The 15,889-nt window shown below is 73.8% G+C and carries 15 protein-coding genes; 7 read left to right on the top strand and 8 right to left on the bottom strand.

The genetic code is table 11. The features are described 5' to 3' along the window. Window positions 1–33 precede the first annotated feature (33 nt). The 4 genes from AB0G84_RS07060 to AB0G84_RS07075 form a co-directional block, all read right to left on the bottom strand. Window positions 34–711 carry a hypothetical protein gene (locus tag AB0G84_RS07060; RefSeq protein WP_361316546.1) on the bottom strand — a complete coding sequence of 226 codons (678 nt, stop codon included), beginning with the start codon at window positions 709–711 and terminating at the stop codon, window positions 34–36. Between the two features lie 738 nt (window positions 712–1,449). After that, window positions 1,450–1,836 (bottom strand): ATP-binding protein, encoded by a 387-nt coding sequence (locus AB0G84_RS07065; protein WP_361316548.1) that lies wholly within the window; start codon window positions 1,834–1,836, stop codon window positions 1,450–1,452. A gap of 109 nt (window positions 1,837–1,945) precedes the next feature. Next, window positions 1,946–2,287 (bottom strand): STAS domain-containing protein, encoded by a 342-nt coding sequence (locus AB0G84_RS07070; RefSeq protein ID WP_361316550.1) that lies wholly within the window; start codon window positions 2,285–2,287, stop codon window positions 1,946–1,948. Window positions 2,288–2,354: 67 nt separating this feature from the next. After that, window positions 2,355–2,711: an STAS domain-containing protein gene (locus tag AB0G84_RS07075; RefSeq protein WP_361316552.1), complete on the bottom strand. Its 357-nt coding sequence runs from the start codon at window positions 2,709–2,711 to the stop codon at window positions 2,355–2,357. Window positions 2,712–3,310: 599 nt separating this feature from the next. Between AB0G84_RS07075 and AB0G84_RS07080 the strand changes: the two genes are divergently transcribed. Genes AB0G84_RS07080 through AB0G84_RS07100 form a run of 5 tightly spaced genes read left to right on the top strand, consistent with a single transcriptional unit; the run spans window position 3,311 to window position 7,325 of the window. Continuing rightward, complete coding sequence (locus AB0G84_RS07080) at window positions 3,311–4,189, top strand: STAS domain-containing protein (protein ID WP_361316554.1); 879 nt, start codon at window positions 3,311–3,313, stop codon at window positions 4,187–4,189. Beyond that, window positions 4,186–4,599 (top strand): STAS domain-containing protein, encoded by a 414-nt coding sequence (locus tag AB0G84_RS07085; protein WP_361316557.1) that lies wholly within the window; start codon window positions 4,186–4,188, stop codon window positions 4,597–4,599. The genes AB0G84_RS07080 and AB0G84_RS07085 overlap by 4 nt, the downstream gene beginning before the upstream one ends. Before the next feature lie 16 nt (window positions 4,600–4,615). After that, the gene (locus tag AB0G84_RS07090; RefSeq protein ID WP_361316884.1) at window positions 4,616–5,056 is read left to right on the top strand and encodes an ATP-binding protein; all 441 of its coding nucleotides are present in this window, start codon (window positions 4,616–4,618) and stop codon (window positions 5,054–5,056) included. Further along, window positions 5,053–6,063, top strand: coding sequence for a SpoIIE family protein phosphatase (locus AB0G84_RS07095; RefSeq protein ID WP_361316560.1), 1,011 nt, complete (start codon window positions 5,053–5,055; stop codon window positions 6,061–6,063). The genes AB0G84_RS07090 and AB0G84_RS07095 overlap by 4 nt, the downstream gene beginning before the upstream one ends. Further along, a complete protein-coding gene (locus AB0G84_RS07100; protein ID WP_361316563.1) occupies window positions 6,060–7,325 on the top strand; it encodes a PP2C family protein-serine/threonine phosphatase in 1,266 nt (421 codons plus the stop codon). Before AB0G84_RS07095 ends, AB0G84_RS07100 begins: the two co-directional genes overlap by 4 nt. Window positions 7,326–7,411: 86 nt before the next feature. On the opposite strand, the gene AB0G84_RS07105 is transcribed toward AB0G84_RS07100, so the two are convergent. After that, window positions 7,412–7,879, bottom strand: a complete 468-nt coding sequence (locus AB0G84_RS07105; RefSeq protein WP_361316566.1) for an ATP-binding protein — start codon at window positions 7,877–7,879, stop codon at window positions 7,412–7,414. A gap of 120 nt (window positions 7,880–7,999) precedes the next feature. Beyond that, window positions 8,000–8,356, bottom strand: a complete 357-nt coding sequence (locus AB0G84_RS07110) for a PRC-barrel domain containing protein (protein ID WP_361316569.1) — start codon at window positions 8,354–8,356, stop codon at window positions 8,000–8,002. A 314-nt stretch (window positions 8,357–8,670) separates the two neighbouring features. On the opposite strand from AB0G84_RS07110, the gene AB0G84_RS07115 reads away from it, so the two are divergent. Then, complete coding sequence (locus AB0G84_RS07115; RefSeq protein ID WP_361316572.1) at window positions 8,671–9,564, top strand: SigB/SigF/SigG family RNA polymerase sigma factor; 894 nt, start codon at window positions 8,671–8,673, stop codon at window positions 9,562–9,564. Window positions 9,565–9,783: 219 nt separating this feature from the next. Beyond that, complete coding sequence (locus tag AB0G84_RS07120; protein ID WP_361316575.1) at window positions 9,784–10,863, top strand: AI-2E family transporter; 1,080 nt, start codon at window positions 9,784–9,786, stop codon at window positions 10,861–10,863. Window positions 10,864–10,985: 122 nt separating this feature from the next. Here the strand turns inward: AB0G84_RS07120 and AB0G84_RS07125 are convergent, their stop codons facing one another. Then, on the bottom strand, window positions 10,986–13,874 hold the full coding sequence (locus AB0G84_RS07125) for a condensation domain-containing protein (RefSeq protein ID WP_361316577.1): 2,889 nt from the start codon (window positions 13,872–13,874) through the stop codon (window positions 10,986–10,988). Beyond that, window positions 13,864–15,855 carry a non-ribosomal peptide synthetase gene (locus AB0G84_RS07130; protein ID WP_361316580.1) on the bottom strand — a complete coding sequence of 664 codons (1,992 nt, stop codon included), beginning with the start codon at window positions 15,853–15,855 and terminating at the stop codon, window positions 13,864–13,866. Before AB0G84_RS07130 ends, AB0G84_RS07125 begins: the two co-directional genes overlap by 11 nt. Window positions 15,856–15,889: the final 34 nt, after the last annotated feature.

A 15,889-nucleotide genomic window follows, 5' to 3' on the forward strand; every position in this document is an offset into this window, starting at 1 on the left:
ACCGGGGAGCGGGGCCCGGCCCGTACGACCTTCCTAGTCGGCCGGCCGTCCGCTCCGGCCCAGGTTGAGCGCGGTGCGCAGGTCGGCCGTCCGGTCGAGTCGGGCCACGATGCGGGCGTGCAGCAGCGACCGGCCGGCGGCGAAGGCGCGGGTGCCGAGCGCCGCGTCGAATCCCTCGACGGCCGGGGTGGCTCTGATGACCAGGTTCATGCGCACCGTCCGGGTCCGGACATCGAGTGCGGAGTCGGTGGCCGGCCGGCGGAAGGTGCCCACGGTGATCCGGGTGCCGTTGGGACGGGCGGCGGTCAGGACGCCCTGGCCGAGGTTCACCTCGATCCGGGTGAGCCGTACGGTTCGCCGCGGTGTGCCGTTCCGGATCAGCGCCATACCGGCCCGGCCGAACCGGAGTTCACCGCCCAGCTTGCCGCCGCCGCTGGTGACCGCTCCGCCGGTGAGCCGCAGGGTGAAGCCCCCGGAGGAGCGCCGTGCGGCCCCGCGCCGCTCGGCGCCGATGCGGGCGAGAACCACCCCGTTGGCCCGCAGCGCGGTACGCAGATCGGGCGACGGCCGGAAGCGGGCGGTGCCCCGTTCGACCGGGACCTCGGTGGTGCCGGCGAGTCGGACGGGGCCGGCCGGGGCGGCGGCAGCGGCGGCGGGGACGGCGGTCGCCAGCGCGACGGCGGCGGCCGTGAGGAGACGGCGAGCGGGCATGGGCGTTCCTTTCGCTGCGGAGCCCCCCAGGTGCACGAGGGACCGCGCGGGCTGTGAGCGCGCGGTCACCCGACGTCCCCATCATGGAGTCTCACGGCGTGCGCCGCCCGGTCAGCTTCGGCCGGCCGGAAGCGACGCGCCGTCAGGGGCCGCCGGTGCGCCGGAGTATGGGGCCGGCTCCGGCTCCGGGGTGCGGAAGCGGATCGCGACCGCGGTCGCCAGGTGCGCCGCCGCGAAGGTCCATACGATGCCCGCCACCCCGGCGGGCCTAGGGCGACGGCGACGACCGCCGGTCCGGCGAAGGTGCTGGCCCCGGCGCCGAGGTTGAGCGCGGACATCGCCGCGGTCCCTCCTGCTCGTCGACCACACCGAGTTCGGCAAGACCGCCACCCACGCCTACGGTGACGTCACCTGCGACGACCGGGTCGTCACCGACCGCGGGACCCCGGCCGACGAGGTGGCCGCACTGCACCGCGGGGGCGTGCGGGTCGACATCGTCGAGCCCTGGCCCGGCTACCGCGACCGCCGCCCGCGCCGCGTGTGACGCAGCGACCACCCCGTACGTCCCCCCCTTCGCCGCTGAGCGGCCAGGCGCACCGCTGCTCCGGTCCTCGATGGAACGGCAAGGTCGGCCACCACGTTCCCCGGGGCCCGGCCGGCTCCGGCCGCCTCGGGGGCAGTACGGCCCGGAGGGCGCCGAACCCGCCCGATGGGCGGGGCGCCGGAGCTGCTCGGTGATCAGCCGGCGGGGGTGCGCCGCAGCGCCAGGACGACGTGGATGGCCTTGCCGCCCGGGGTGGGCAGGACGTCCACACGGGCCGCGAGCCGGCGCACCAGCGGCCAGCCGTACCCGCCGATCGCCTGCGCGGTGCGGTCCGGCGCGCTCACCGGGTGGGCAGGGCTGTGGTCGGCCACGACGAGGCGTAGGTGACCGTCGTGGAGGGTGGCGGTGAAGCCGGCGAGCCCGCCGCCGTGCCGCTGGGCATTGGTGACCAGCTCCGAGGTCACCAGCAGGGCATCGGCCAGGGCGAGGTCGTCGAGGGCGTCGGGACAGGAGTGCAGCAGGTCGCGCACACGGTCGCGCGCCTCCGCCGCCCTGCCCGGCACCCACTGGGTATCCGTCACGCCTTCACCTCCAGCCGTGCTGTGCGGCGCGCCACCGGTCTTGGCCTCCGCGTATGTCGGGCCGCTACCCCGAAGTGGCCGAATCCGAACCATGTTCCGCACCCGGTGATCAGACGCGGAGCGCACTGGGCACGTCCTCGGCGAGCGTGAAGTAGCCCTCCGTGCCGGTCACTTCGAAGAGTCGACGGACGATCGTGTGGAACGGCCCGGCGACCACGAGCCGCCGCCCCTGCCCGTCGTGCTGCCGCTGAGCCTGTAGGAGGACGTGCAGAAACGTGGAGTCGGCGAACTCGGTGCGGGACAGATCGACCACGGTACGGGGCGCATCCGGGTGCGTCAGCGCCTCACCGAGCAGTTCGGCGTTGTCGTGGTCGAGGCTTCCGGTGATCCGGATCACCCACACCTCGTCCTCGACGGAGTGGGTGATCACGGCCGCAGAGTCAGCAGGCATGGCTGCCAGCATGCCATGCACGGGAAGCGGCTCCGTCCCGCGAGGTACCGGGGCGGTGCAGGCCCGTTCAGGCGTCGGCGCCCACTGCCTTCGGGACGCTCGGGTACAGCGGCAGCACCCCGTCGAGTCCGGTCAGGGTGAACAGCCGCTGCAGGAACGGGGACGGCGCGACCAGGCGCAGCCCGGTCCCGAGTGTGGAGTACGCCCGCAGCAGGACGTTCACCGCGGAGGAGTCGGCGAAATCGGTCCCCGACAGGTCGATGACGACGGGGTGCGGGCCCTCGCTCGCGGCCCGTTGCAGGGCCTCGTCGAGCGGCCCGACGGTGTCCAGGTCCAGATGGCCCGCGACGGAGATGACCTGAGCCTCCCGGTCCTGCCGCACGGCGATCTGCGCTGGCGGGGTGGCCTCCGACTGTGGTGGCACGGCGCTCCTTGGTGAACGTCGGGATGAGGCGTGGACAGCGGTCCGGACGGCCGGATAGCCGCCCACGATAGAAGGAACGGCGGCCGCTCGGCACCTCGGCAGGAGGAGCGAGGCATCATCGTGATCTTCGCCGGGGCGCCCGGAGCCCGGGAAGGTCCCTTCCGGCATGCCGAACGGGTGAAGAAAACCACGGGTATCGGATGTTTCGGGGTGAATCGGCAGAGGGGTGGGGGCGGTCGGTGTGCGGCCCCCTGCACCCTCGGGTCAGCGATCGGACGGGTGCCGTCTCCCTTTCGAGGGTGCAGTGGGCACCCGCCGCCCGCCGTTCGGCTCCACCGTGCGTACGGTGGGAACGGCTCTTCGTACCAAGAAGGCCCGTTCCGTCCCCGACCCGCGGGAAAACGTTCCGTCTTGCGATCGGACCGGCGTGAACTGGGCATCCTGATACTTGACTGCACTCGCTAACATTTGCCGGGCGGCAGATGAAGATCGTGTGCGGCTGTGACCGGGCCGCACGGATCGCACGCCGTGGGGCGAACCGCCCCGGCAATCTGCCGAGGGACGAAACGCTCCGGCAATCCGTAAGAAGGGACTGTGGGTTGAGTACCACCGAGGCGACGGCACGCAACCGTATCGCGGGGGCGCTGCGCGCGGAGGCGGACGACATCGCCGATCGCTGGGTCCAGCTGCAGCTGGCGCAGGCGGCCTCCGGGCAAGGGGTCGGCGAGAGCGCACTGCGCGAGGAGGCCGACGGGCTGCTGAGCGCGCTGCGCGAGGGGCTGGAGGGGGACCTCCCGGTGGACCGGGTGTTCACCGCCCACCGCGAGCTGCGGCAGGCGGTGACCGAACTGTCACTGCGCCGGGCCCAGCGCGGAGTGAGCCCCACCGTCACGTCACTGGCGGTGCTCGCCCTGAAGGAAGCCCTGCTGGAAGCCGTCCAGCGGCACACCCGGGACACCGACGAGCTCTTTGCGGCGGCCGTTTTGACGAACCGTCTGCTGGACATCGCCGGAGCGCTGTCCTTCGAGACCTACGTCGACGGCCGGGAAGAGATCATCCGTCGGCAGAGCCGACAGCTGCTCGAAGTGTCCACGCCGGTCGTGCGGCTGTGGCGCCAGGTGCTGGCCGTCCCGCTGATCGGCACCCTGGACACCACCCGCACCCAGGTCGTCATGGAGAACCTCCTGGAGGCCATCCAGGAACACGAGGCGCTGGTCGCCATCATCGACATCACCGGCGTCCCCACGGTGGACACCGCGGTGGCCCAGCACCTGATGCAGACGGTCAACGCCGTCCGACTGATGGGCTCGGACTGTGTGATCAGTGGCATCCGCCCGCCGATCGCGCAGACCATCGCCCAGCTCGGCATCGACCTGTCGACCATCCTGACCCGGGCCACCCTCGCCGACGCGCTGGCCACCGCGGTCCAGCTCACCGACGCCGCTCCGGCCCTGGCCGCCCCCGGGGCGGGCCAATGACCAGCCCGCTGGCGACGACCGGAGTCCCCATCCTGCGGCTGGGGGACGTCCTGGTCACCGGACTCCTGAACGAACTCGACGACAAGGGCGCCGTCCTCTTCACCAACGAGCTCACCACGAGCATCGCCGCCGAAGGGGCCCGCGGTGTCCTGATCGACATCTCGCGGCTGGAGATCATCGACTCCTTCGTGGCCCGCACGCTGATGGAACTCACCACCACCGCACGCCTGTTGGGCGCCCGGGTGATCGTGGCGGGCATGCGGCCCCCGGTGGCGATCACCCTGGTCGAGCTGGGGCTCCAGCTGACCGGCGTGGAGACCGCGCTCAACGCCGAACAGGGCATGGCGACCCTGGGCTGGCACCAGAGCGGACCACCGGGTGGAGAGGGGCGCCGTGACCGGCTTCGGTGATCCCGGTGGAACCGCGGTGCTCGGTGACGACGAGCATGCCGATGCCGATGCCGACGCCGTGACCTCGACGCATCCCGTGCGCAGCGAACAGGATCTGCTGCTGGCCCGGCACGCCGTGCGCGCGGCCACGCGTCGAGTGGGCTTCAGCATCGTCGACCAGACCCGCGTGGTGACCGCCGCCAGCGAGCTCGCCCGGAACGCGTACGTCCACGGTGGCGGGGGCACGCTGACCATCGACTATCCGACCAAGCGGGGCAGTGTGGGGCTCCGGCTGACCGTCGCGGACACCGGACCCGGTATCGCCGACGTCGCCACGGCGCTCGCGGACGGCTACACCACCGGCTCCGGCCTCGGACACGGCCTCGGCGGCGCACGGCGGCTGATGGACGAGTTCGACATCCGTACCGCGGCCGGTGGAGGGACGACGGTGATCGCCACCCGGTGGGCCGACCGGTGACCTTCCCCGTCACGCCGCCCACCGCGTGCATCCCCATCGACCACTACAGCGCGGTGCACGTGGCCGCGGAGACCGCCCGGGCGGTCGCCCGGCGCTGCGAGCTGCCCGGCCCGCTGCCCGACCAGGCCGCGGTCATCGCCTCCGAGCTCGGCAGCAACCTGGCCAAACACGCGGTCGACGGCGCCCTGTTCATCCAGCGGACCCCGCTCGGCCACGGCGTGGAGATCTTCGCCGCCGACCGGGGCCCGGGGATGCCGGAACTCCAGCAGTGCCTCGCCGACGGCTACACCACCACCCACACCCTGGGCGCCGGCCTGGGTGCGGTCAGCCGGATCGCCACGGCCTTCGCGATCCGCAGCGTGGCGCCGTCGGGAACCCTGGCCTGGGCTCGGCTCGACCCGGGGGAGCGGGCGGCGGAGCGTCAGCACGTCGGCGCGGTGTGCCTGCCGGCCGTGGCGGAGCGGGACAGCGGCGATGCCTGCGCGGTGGCGGACGGCCCGGACGCCCGGACCGCCGTGGTCGTCGACGGTCTGGGGCACGGCCCGCTGGCCGCCGAGGCCGCACAACTGGCCCTGCGCACCTTCGGCCGGCTGTCGGACGGCCCGCTGCCCGACCTCCTCGACGCGATCCACCGCGCCCTGCGCCACACCCGGGGCGCCGCGGTCGGACTGCTGCGGCTCCATCCCGATCGGGCGGAGTACTGCGGGGTGGGCAACGTACGGGCCCTGACCGTCGACCCGCACGACGTCCACCACCGGATCACCGGGCAGCCGGGGGTGGCCGGCCTCAACCTGCCGCGGCCGAGGGTCCGGGACATCCCCATGCAGCCCGGTACCACCGCCGTGCTGCATACCGACGGCATCGACCACCGGTGGGCCCACACCCCGCCGCCGTTCCTGCTGCGACTGCCCCCGCCCCTGCTCGCCGCGGCCCTGGCCCACGGCCACCGCCGTACCAGGGACGACGCCACCGTCCTCGCCGCCAACCTCTACCAGAGAAATCCGTGACCCCACACGTCCTCCACAGCCTCACGGCCCTGCAGCAAGCCGTCCGGGGGCTCGCCGAATCGAGTGCGCTGCCCGTCGAGACGAGGGCGCGGCTGGTGCTCGCCGTCAGCGAATCGGCCGGCGCCGCGCTCGACGCCGGCCGCGCCGTGACGCTGGAGGCCACCCGCGAAGGCGATGAGGCAGAGCGGTCCAGCCCCTCACTGGTCGTCACGCTCCGTACCCCCGGAGCCCTTCGCCCGCAGCGCGCCACCGAACTGCCGCTGCCCGCCCGGACCGGCTCCGACGGCGCCCATGTGTGGCGCGTCCCGCTGTGCGCGTCCGGTGGCCGGCCCGAGCAGTCCCCCCTACCCCGCGCCGACGCCGGCACCGCGGACGCGGCATCGGCGGCGCTGGAGGAGGAGCTGCGGGCCGCACTGGCGCGGGTGGACGCCCTGGTCGCCGAACAGCGCCGACTGACCAACGAACTCGCCGAGACCAACAGCGGAGTGCTGGCCCTCTACGTCCAGCTGGAGGAGCGGGACGAACAGCTCCGCAAGGCGCACGGCCAGACGCTGCGTGAACTCGAAGACGCCCTGCGGCCGCCGCCGATCACCATCGACGGCCTCGAAGTCGCCGTCCACTACGCCCCCGCGGGCACCGACGCACCCACCGGAGGCGACCTCTACGACTGGTTCATGCTGCCGGACGGGACCGCCCACATCACCATCGTCGACGCCCTCGGCCACGGCGTGCGCAGCACCCGCAGCGCGCTCAACGTCACCCATGCGGTCCGGACGCTGGCCCTGGAGGGGCACCCGCTGGAGTCGATCGTGGCCCGCACCCACGAGATCCTCGCGCCGTTCGACCCCGACCTCATGGCGACGGTGTTGCTGGCCCGGCTGCACCCCGCCACCGGTGAGCTGCACCTCGCCAACGGCAGCCACCCACCGGCGCTGGTGGTACGTCAGGACGGGACCGCGCAGTACCTGGAGGTCCGCGGGCGGGGAGTGGGCTTTCCGCTGCCCGGCAGCGAACGGGTGCTACGCACCCGACTGGACGAAGGGGACCTGCTCGTCCTCTACACCGACGGGCTCACCGAGAGCCGCCGGGACCCGCTGGAGGGCGAACGCCGGCTGATCGAGAGCGCCCAACAAAACCGCGGGCGCCCGATAGGGGAGATCCCGGGGGCGATCGCGGACGATATGCACTCCCTCATCCTGCACTCCGACGACACCCTGGCACTGGCGCTCCGGCTGAACCCGCCGGCCGCGCCGGCACGCTAGGCCTTGTCGTCACACCCCCGCCTGCCCTCCGGGCGAACGACAGGAGGGCAGGCGGGAGTGTGACGACAGGGCCTAAAACGTGTCGTTCAACGGCTGTCCCGTAGCGCCGGGGTCGTGCGGGGCGCGCCGTGTCGGCGGCAGGGCAGCAGGGCGTGCACGGTCTTGCCCTGGGGCGTCCGGCACACCGAGGTGGCGAGCGCGAGCTGCTGGACCATCGGCCAGCCGAAGCCGCCGGTGTCGCCCTCGACGTCCGGGACCCGGCCCACCGGCGGGGTGGTGCCGGCGTCGCTCACCGCGACCGCGACGGCGTCGCCGCAGACCGCCAGCCGCAGCGAACAGGTGGGGCCGGGGGCGTGCCGTACGGCGTTGGTGACAAGCTCGCAGACGACGAGGACCACCGTGTCCACCGCGTGACGGTCGACCGGTGGCTGGAGGGACGTCAGGAACCGGGTGGTGGCGTCCCGGGCGATCCCGGCCGCCTGTGGGCGACTGTCCAGCGTCACCAGGTGCGCCGTCGGCGCGGTGCTGCGGTGCAGGTCCGTCGTGCTGCTCATCACGTTCACCTCGTTTGCCTGGCCGGAATGGGGGCGGCCCGGTGGCGCGCCGCGCGAGGATGTCGCGCGGTGCCGGCCACCGGGCCGCCACGCCGCTGCCGTGCTGTGACCGGGCCGGTGTCAGCCGGCCACCGGAACTCCGAGCGACGCGTAGTACGCCCCGACCTCCGCGAGGTACGAGGAGTCGGAGGTCTGCTTGTCGGTGACGAAGCGCGGCGCGGCATGGATCTGGTCCTTGGAGCGGTCGACGGTGACCGTCCGTGTCGCGTGGTCGATGCCGGTGACGAAACCGGCGGGTACCAGCACGCTCTCTCCGAAGATCCACATTCCGGTGTCGACCACCAGGTGCTGCCGTCCGGGCCGGTCCATCTGGCGGTCCACATGCCCGATCACGCCGTCGCGGCCGGTGACGGAGAACCCTGTCAGGGGCTGGTGCTGCTGGCCGATCTCTGCCGGGTAAGCCCAGATGCTGTTCACGGAGAGTTCAGTCCTTTCTTGCGATCTTTGTGGTGCGAGGCCCGGCCGCTGCGTTGACCTGCGGCAGGGCCTCCTCGGTCGCAGCAGGCCTCCTACCCGGGTCACACTCCGTCAATCCGCGCACGAGGCTGAACCCGAAGTCCGGCAGCGAGGGGTGCACGGTGTTGCGGGGAGCCGGCAGAGCCGCTCCTTCCGCCGGTCGCGCTCCCTCGGCAGGTGGAATTGCCGGGCCTGACGCATAAGCTCCCCGGCCACGGGAAACAGGCTGCGTCAAACAGCCTGAATTCCGGAGGTGGACCATGAAGACGGAATGCATGAGGGCTTCCGACTCGGAACTGCACCGGGCCCGCGGTGTGACCGCACCGCGAAATGAGACGGCAGAATCCGAACTTCCCCGGATCGTGGACGCCGGCAGCGTCGCGCCGCATGACGCAAAAGCCCTCTCACCGCTGTTCTTCGACCGGCTCCAGAAATTGGAGGAGGGCACACCCGAGTATCAGTACGTCCGCAACACGCTCATCGAGATGAACCTCTCGCTGGTCCGCTACACGGCCGGTCGCTACCGGAGCCGCGGCGACGAGATGGAGGACATCGTCCAGGTCGGCACCATCGGCCTGATCAAGGCCATCGACCGGTTCGACCCCGACCGGGGCACCGAGTTCATGGCCTTCGCCATTCCGCACATCCTCGGCGAGATCAAGCGGTTCTTCCGCGACACCAGTTGGGCGGTGCACGTCCCGCGCCGGCTCCAGGAGCTCCGGGTGGTGCTGGCCCAGGCCATGGAACGGCTCTCGGTGGTGCTGAACCGCGATCCCACCGTCAAGGAGCTCGCCGACCACCTACAGCTCGACGAGGACGAGGTGATCGAGGGCATCATCGCCGGAAATGGATATTCCGCGGTGTCCCTGGACATGTCGAGCGACGGCGAGGAGGCGCTGGGCACCGGCGGGCGGTCGTTCGCTGAATTTCTCGGCGAAACCGACCCGGCAACGGAATCCGTCGAGGACCGCTGCACCCTGTCCCATTTGCTGCAGCTGCTCGGTGAACGCGACCGCTACATCCTGGAGCTCCGCTTCGGCCAGGAAATGACCCAAGCTCAGATCGGTGCCGTACTCGGGATCTCCCAGATGCAGGTGTCCCGGCTGCTCAGCCGCATCATCAAGCAACTGCGCCGGGGAATGCTGAGCCGGCAGCGGGCGGACGACTGATTCCACCGGCCCGCACGCCTTCGGGGGAAAGCCCGCCGCACCGCGTTCGAAGCCCATGCGCAGGGGTTAGCTCGTCCTGGTATGCGGAATGGGTCCGGCAGGAAGCGGGTTCCCTCGTCCGGCGCACACCGGGGCGGGGGCCGGCTGCACGCTCACGGTGCGTTGCGCGCGGAGCGGACCGGCGCCCGCGGACGCCGCCCGGCGGGCCGCAGGCGGTCCGTGGACCCGGGCGCGGTCGGTGACGCCGCCGCGGTCTCCCCGGTCCTGCGGACGGCGGCCGCGTACGGATGGCGCCTGATCGTGGTGGGTGCCGCCGTCTACGCGGTGTTCGTCGCGCTTGGGCGGTTCCACCTGGTGACCCTGGCGGTGTTCCTGGCCCTGGTGCTGACCGCGCTGTTGGAGCCGGTGATCCGGCTGCTCAGCCGGGGCATGCCGCGCTGGGCGGCGGTCACCGTCGGCCTGCTGTGCAGCGCGCTGCTGCTGTTCGGCGTGCTGAGCCTGATCGGGGCGAACGTCGCCGGCGAGTGGGCGGGGCTGCGCCGGGAGTTCGGCGGCGGCGTGACCAGGATCGAACGGTGGCTCCAGGGCCCGCCGCTCCACCTGCGCGGCGGCACGCTGTCCCATGTGCAGGAGTGGGTCTCCCGGTTCGTGTCCAGCCACCGCGGGACGGTGATCAGCACTGCGCTCAGTGGGGTGGACCGGCTGGTGGAGGTGCTGACCGTAGTGGCGCTGGCGCTGTTCTGCTCGGTCTGCTTCCTGCACTCGGGCGACCGGATGTGGCGATGGTTCGGCGGCCAACTGCCGACGAACGGGCGCAACCCGGTGCACCTCGCCGGACGTACCGCCTGGACCACCTTCACCGGGTACACCCGCGGCATCGTGGTGGTGGCGGCGACCAATGCGGTCCTCGTCGGGGTGGCGCTGTTCGTCCTGGGCGTACCGCTCGCGGTGCCGCTTGCCGTGCTGGAGTTCTTCGCCGCGTTCGTCCCGCTGGTCGGTTCGCCGGTGGCGCTGGCGGTGGCCGCCGTGGTCGCGCTGGCCGCGAAGGGGCCGATCGTGGCGGCGGTGGTCATCCTGCTGATCGTGGTCATCGGCCAGCTCGAAGGGCATGTGCTGCACCCCCTGGTGATGAGCCGCGCGGTCCGGCTGCACCCCGTGGTGGTGGCGCTGTCGGTGGTCTGCGGCGGCGTCACCGCGGGCGTGCTGGGCGCGGTCGTGGCCGTACCGCTGGTCTCGGTCGTCTGGGCCGTGTTCGCCGCGCTGCGGGCCAACCGGGCCGGCACGCTACCGGCCGGCTGAGCGGGGAGGCCCGCGGAGGGTGGCTGCGGTCCGGGTGGCACCGCAGCCATCTGCGCCCTGTCGTCACACTCCCTCCCGCCCCGCGGGCGAACGACGGGAGTGTGACGACAGGGCCCAGGGGGTCAGCGCCCGGGCGGGGAGCCGACCATGGCCGTCAGTACGGAGCGCCGGTCCTCGCCGGGCAGCGGGCGCAGCGGCCGGGCCAGCCGGTCGGCCTGGTAGTGCCAGTGGTGGTCGAGATCCGGATGGACCTCGTCGGTCTCACCGATCGGGCTGTCGCTGCCGAGGAGTCGGGCCAGGTCGGCGGCGAGGTCCCGCCAGGAAACATGGCCGCTGACCGCGTTGGCCACCCCGTGCACCGGCGCGTCCAGACACGACACCACCGCCCGCGCCAGCGCGGCGGCGTGCACCCACGACGCGCCGTACCAGTCGTGGCCGCCGGTGCCCGGCCGCGGCACCTCCAGCGGCCGGCCCTCCTGCGCGGCCTGGTAGAGCCGGCCGGTGGCGCCCCAGCGCAACTGGTCGCGCAGCCGGTCGTGCGGGCCCCACACCAGCGGGGACCGGACCGCGCTCGCGCCGCCCCGGCCGCCGGTGCCGGCCACCCGCAGCAGCAGCTGTTCGCAGTCGGCCTTGGCCCGGCCGTACGGGCTGAGCGGCGCGCACGAGGCGGACTCCTCCGCCACCGCCCCGCCGGCCGGGTGCCCGTAGGCGTCCACGCTGCTGACGAAGACGAAGTGCCCCTGTGACCAGGCCTCGGCCATCGCCTCCACGGCCGCGACGTCGACCTCGGGGCGGGTGAAGGTGCTGGCGGCATGGATGACGGCGTCCGCCTCGCACACCGCCTTGCGCAGCCCGTCCAGATCGGTCAGGTCGCCCTCGACGACGTCCACGCCCTCGGCGGCGATCAGATGCGCGGACTCGGGGCGGGCCAGCGCCAGGACGGGGCGTCCCCGGGCGGCCAGTTCCCGCAGGACGAAAGCGCCGACGCCGCCGGTGGCGCCGGTGACCAGCACGGTGCCGGCCCGTGCCCGCGGCGGCCGGGCGGCCGTCCGGGTCGGCGTCGCGGCCCGCTGTGCGGCCCGGTCGTCCAGCAGCGCGATGATCGCCCGCGGGGTGCGGGCCTGCATGATGTCCAGGCCGGTCAGCGGCAGGGTCAGCTCGCGGCGCAGCCGTTCGGCGAGCTTGACGGCGAGCAGCGAGTGGCCGCCGAGGGCGAAGAAGTCGTCGTCCGGCGCGGGGGTGCGGCCCAGCAGCGCCGTGAAGGCCCCGCCGACCGCCTCGGCGTGCGGCCCGTCCGGCGCCGGCAGGGACGGAATGCCGGGCAGCCGCGCCGGATCGGCCGCGCCGTCCGCGGTCCTCGGCAGGACGTCGAGCAGGGTGACCGCGGCCGGCACCAGATCCGGTGTGAGCCGGGCCCTCAGGTGCGAGAGCAGGACCGCGGGTGACGGGCCGATGGCCTCCCTAAGGACCGCATAGGCGAGCAGCGGCCTGCCGGGCGGTGCCACCACCGCGGCCTCGGCGACCCGGGGGTGCGCGCACAACAGCGCCTCGGCCGGGTGGGCGGCGGGGCCGGTACGGTGCGCGGGGACCGGCAGTGGGGACAGCTGCCGGGCGGGAGCCGGCAGTTGGGACAGCCGGCGGGCGGGCTCCTCCGCGACCGCGGTGAGCAGTGCCGCGTGGGCCGCGGCCAGCCCGGCCGCCGTCGGGTCGTCCAGCGCGGTGCGCCGGTACTGCACCAGTGCGGTGGGTCGGCCGGTGTCGCTCAGGCCGAAGGACAGGTCGAACTTGGCCCCGCCGGCGCCGACCTCCAGGTGTTCCCCCACCGCGCCCGGCAACTCCAGGGCGGTGGGCTCGCCGAGGACGTCCGCGGTCACCCGGACCAGCGCCGTTCCATCCGTACCGCGGGCCGCGGCCCCCAGCCGCTCCAGGACGAGGTCGAACGGCACCTCGCGGTACTGCTGGGCATCGAGCAGCGCGTCCCGCACCCGGTCCAGGAGGGCGGCGAAGGACGGGTCACCCGAGGCGTCCACCCGCAGCGGCAGGGTGTTGACGCACAGTCCGACCAGGCCGCGCATGGCCGCGCCCCGGCGGTGGGTACCGGCGATGCCGATCACCAGGTCGTCCTGACCGGTGGCCCGGTGCAGGGCGGCGAAGGCCGCGGTGAGCGCCACGGTGAACAGCGTGGCCCGGTGCTGCCGGCCCAGTTCGCGCAGCGCGGTCAGCACCGTGGGGTCCAGGTCCGTGGTGTGCGTCCCGGCGGGCCGGTCGGCGGCGTCGGCGGGCGGCCCTGCGAGGCCGGGCAGCCGCGGTGGAGCGGCGCCTTCGAGGCGGCCGGTCCAGTGGCGCAGCCCCTCGTCGAGACGGTCGCCGCCGGCCCGGTCCTCGCGCCGGGCGAAGTCCGCGTACTGCGGGGGCTCCGGGAGCTGCGGCCCCCGCCCGGCCCGGGCGGCCGCGTAGAGCTCCCCCAGTTCCGCAGAAACGGTCTCCAACGACGGTCCATCGATGGAGATGTGATGGAACGTCAGCACAACGGTGTGGTCCTGCTCGGTATGCCGTACCACCAGTGCGCGGGGCAGCGTCCCGGCGGACAGGTCGAACGGGCGGCGGGCCTCGGCCTCTGCCAGCGCCACCGCCTCCGTGGCCCCGGCGGTGACCACCCGCACCTCCATCGCCGCCGGCGCCGGCAGCACCTCCTGGTACGGCTCGCCGTCCCGCTGCCCGTACCGGGTGCGCAGGATCTCGTGGCGGCGTACCAGCGCGGTGAGCGCGGCGGACAGCGCGTCCACCTCGAGCGGACCGCGCAGCCGGGTGGCGAACGGCACGCTGTACGCGGAGCCGCCCGGCCCCATCCGGTCCATCAGCCACATCCGGCGCTGGGCGTGCGAGAGCGGCGCCGGGCCCTGGGACACGGCGGCCGCAGCGCCGTGGGGTGCGGGGTGGGCGGCCCGGGCGCGCGCCCGGCGCAGCAGCTCCTCCTGGCGGGCCGGAGCGGTGGAACGGTCAGTGGACATCGGTGGCCTCCGGAGTGAGGTCGGCGGCGAGCAGCGCCCGTTCGACCAGGGCGGCCTGGCCCGCCACGGTGGGCTCGGCGAAGAAGTCGGCCAGGGTCAGTTCGACCCCGAGTTCCTCGCGGAGGTCGTCGGTGACCGCGAGGGCGAGCAGCGAGTGCCCGCCGAGGGCGAGGAAGTCGGCGTCCGCGGAGGTCACCGCGAGGCCCAGGGACCGGCTCCACAGGTCGGCGACGGCCTGCTCCAGCGGTGTCAGCGCCCCGGCCGGGGCGTCGGCGCCGTCCGCGGCGGCTTCCGGGGCGGTCAGGGCCCGGCGGTCCACCTTGCCGGACGGGGTGAGCGGCAGCTCGCCGACGACGGTCAGCTCGTCCGGTACCAGATGGGCCGGCAGCACCTCGGCCAGCCGGTTGCGCAGGGCCTGCGCACGCGGCACCGGCCCGGGTGCGGCCACCACGAAGGCGATCAGCCGGGCGTCGTCGGGGGCGGGGCGGTGCACGGTGACGGCCGCATCAGCCACCACCGGCTGCTCCCGCAGCGCGTGTTCGACCTCACCGGGCTCGATCCGGAAGCCGCGCACCTTGACCTGGTCGTCGGTCCGGCCGTGGAAATCGAGGACGCCGTCGGCGCGGCGCGAGACGACATCGCCGGTCCGGTAGAGGCGTCCCCACTCGGAGTGCTCGGTGAAGCGCTCGGCGGTCAGCTCCGGCCGCCCGGTGTAGCCCAGCGCCAGCCGGCTGCCGCCGACCCACAGTTCGCCGCGCTCGCCGTCCGGCACCGGCCGGCCGGTACCGTCCAGGACGTGCGCGGTCGCCCCGGCGATGGGCCGGCCGATCGGCACCTGCCCGTCGCAGTCCGCGTCGGTCACCAGGTGGGCCGTGGCGAAGGTGGTGGTCTCCGTCGGGCCGTAGCCGTTGACCAACTCCAGCCACGGGAATGCCCGCAGCACCTCACGGGCGTGGTGGGCGGCCAGCGCCTCGCCACCCACCACCACCGTGCGCAGCAGCGCGAAGATCCGGGAGCGGCGCACCGCCAGCTGGTGGAAGAGCGCGGTGGTGAAGAAGGCCACGGTGACGCCGTAGCGCTCCGCCTCCCGGGCCAGGTCCTCCAGCGAGGGCCGCTCCACCGTGCACACCACCACCGCGGCGCCGTTGGCCAGGGCGCTCCACACCTCGAACGTCGAGGCGTCGAAGGTCATCGGCGAGTGGAACAGCACCCGGTCGCGGGCGGTCAGGGTGAGGTACGCCGGATCGGTGACCAGCTCGGCGATCGCCCGGTGGGTGACCGCCACGCCCTTGGGCCGGCCGGTGGAGCCGGAGGTGAACATGATGAACGCGGCGGCGTCCTGGCTGGGTTCGGCCCCCGCGGTCGGGGCGGCGGCCGGCAGCGCCCGACCGGCCGACGCCCCACCGGTCACCCCCTCTCCGGCCCCTGCCTCTCCGGCCCGGGCCGCACCGGTCAGCATCTGACCGGCCAACGCCGCGCCGGTGAGGGGCTCCTCGTCCACCGGCCCGTCCGCCAGCGGCTCCTCGGGCAGGACGAGGGTGGGGCCCGCCGGAGCGGCCGACTCCAGGAGCTTGGCGTCCCCGACGGTCAGGGTCACCCCCGCGTCCGCGCTCAGCGCCCGACTACGAGGCCGCGGATGTGCCGGGTCCAGCGGTACGCACACCGCGCCCGCCCACCACAGCGCCAGTTGGGCGACGACCGTGCGGGCGGAGCGCGGCATCAGCAGTGCCACCGGATCGCCGGTGCGGACGCCGTGCCGGTGCAGCCGCGCGGCCAGGGTGCGGGCGGCGCCGGCCAGTTGCGCATAGGTCAGCGTGGTGTCGCCGTCCGCCACCGCCAGGGCGTGCGGCGCCCGTTCGGCGTGCCACGCCACGAGCGCCGGCAGACCGGCCGAGGGCCCCGGGTGCCCGCCCGGCGCGGCGGCCGGGGCGGGGCCGGCGGACGCGGCGCGCCCGCTCGGCAGGGTGGGTTCGGTGGGCACGGGCCCTTCCTTCCGGGTGTCGTCGGGGTACGGG

Origin of the sequence: Streptomyces sp. NPDC020742 (assembly GCF_040641675.1) — a bacterium.
Lineage (GTDB): Bacteria > Actinomycetota > Actinomycetes > Streptomycetales > Streptomycetaceae > Streptomyces.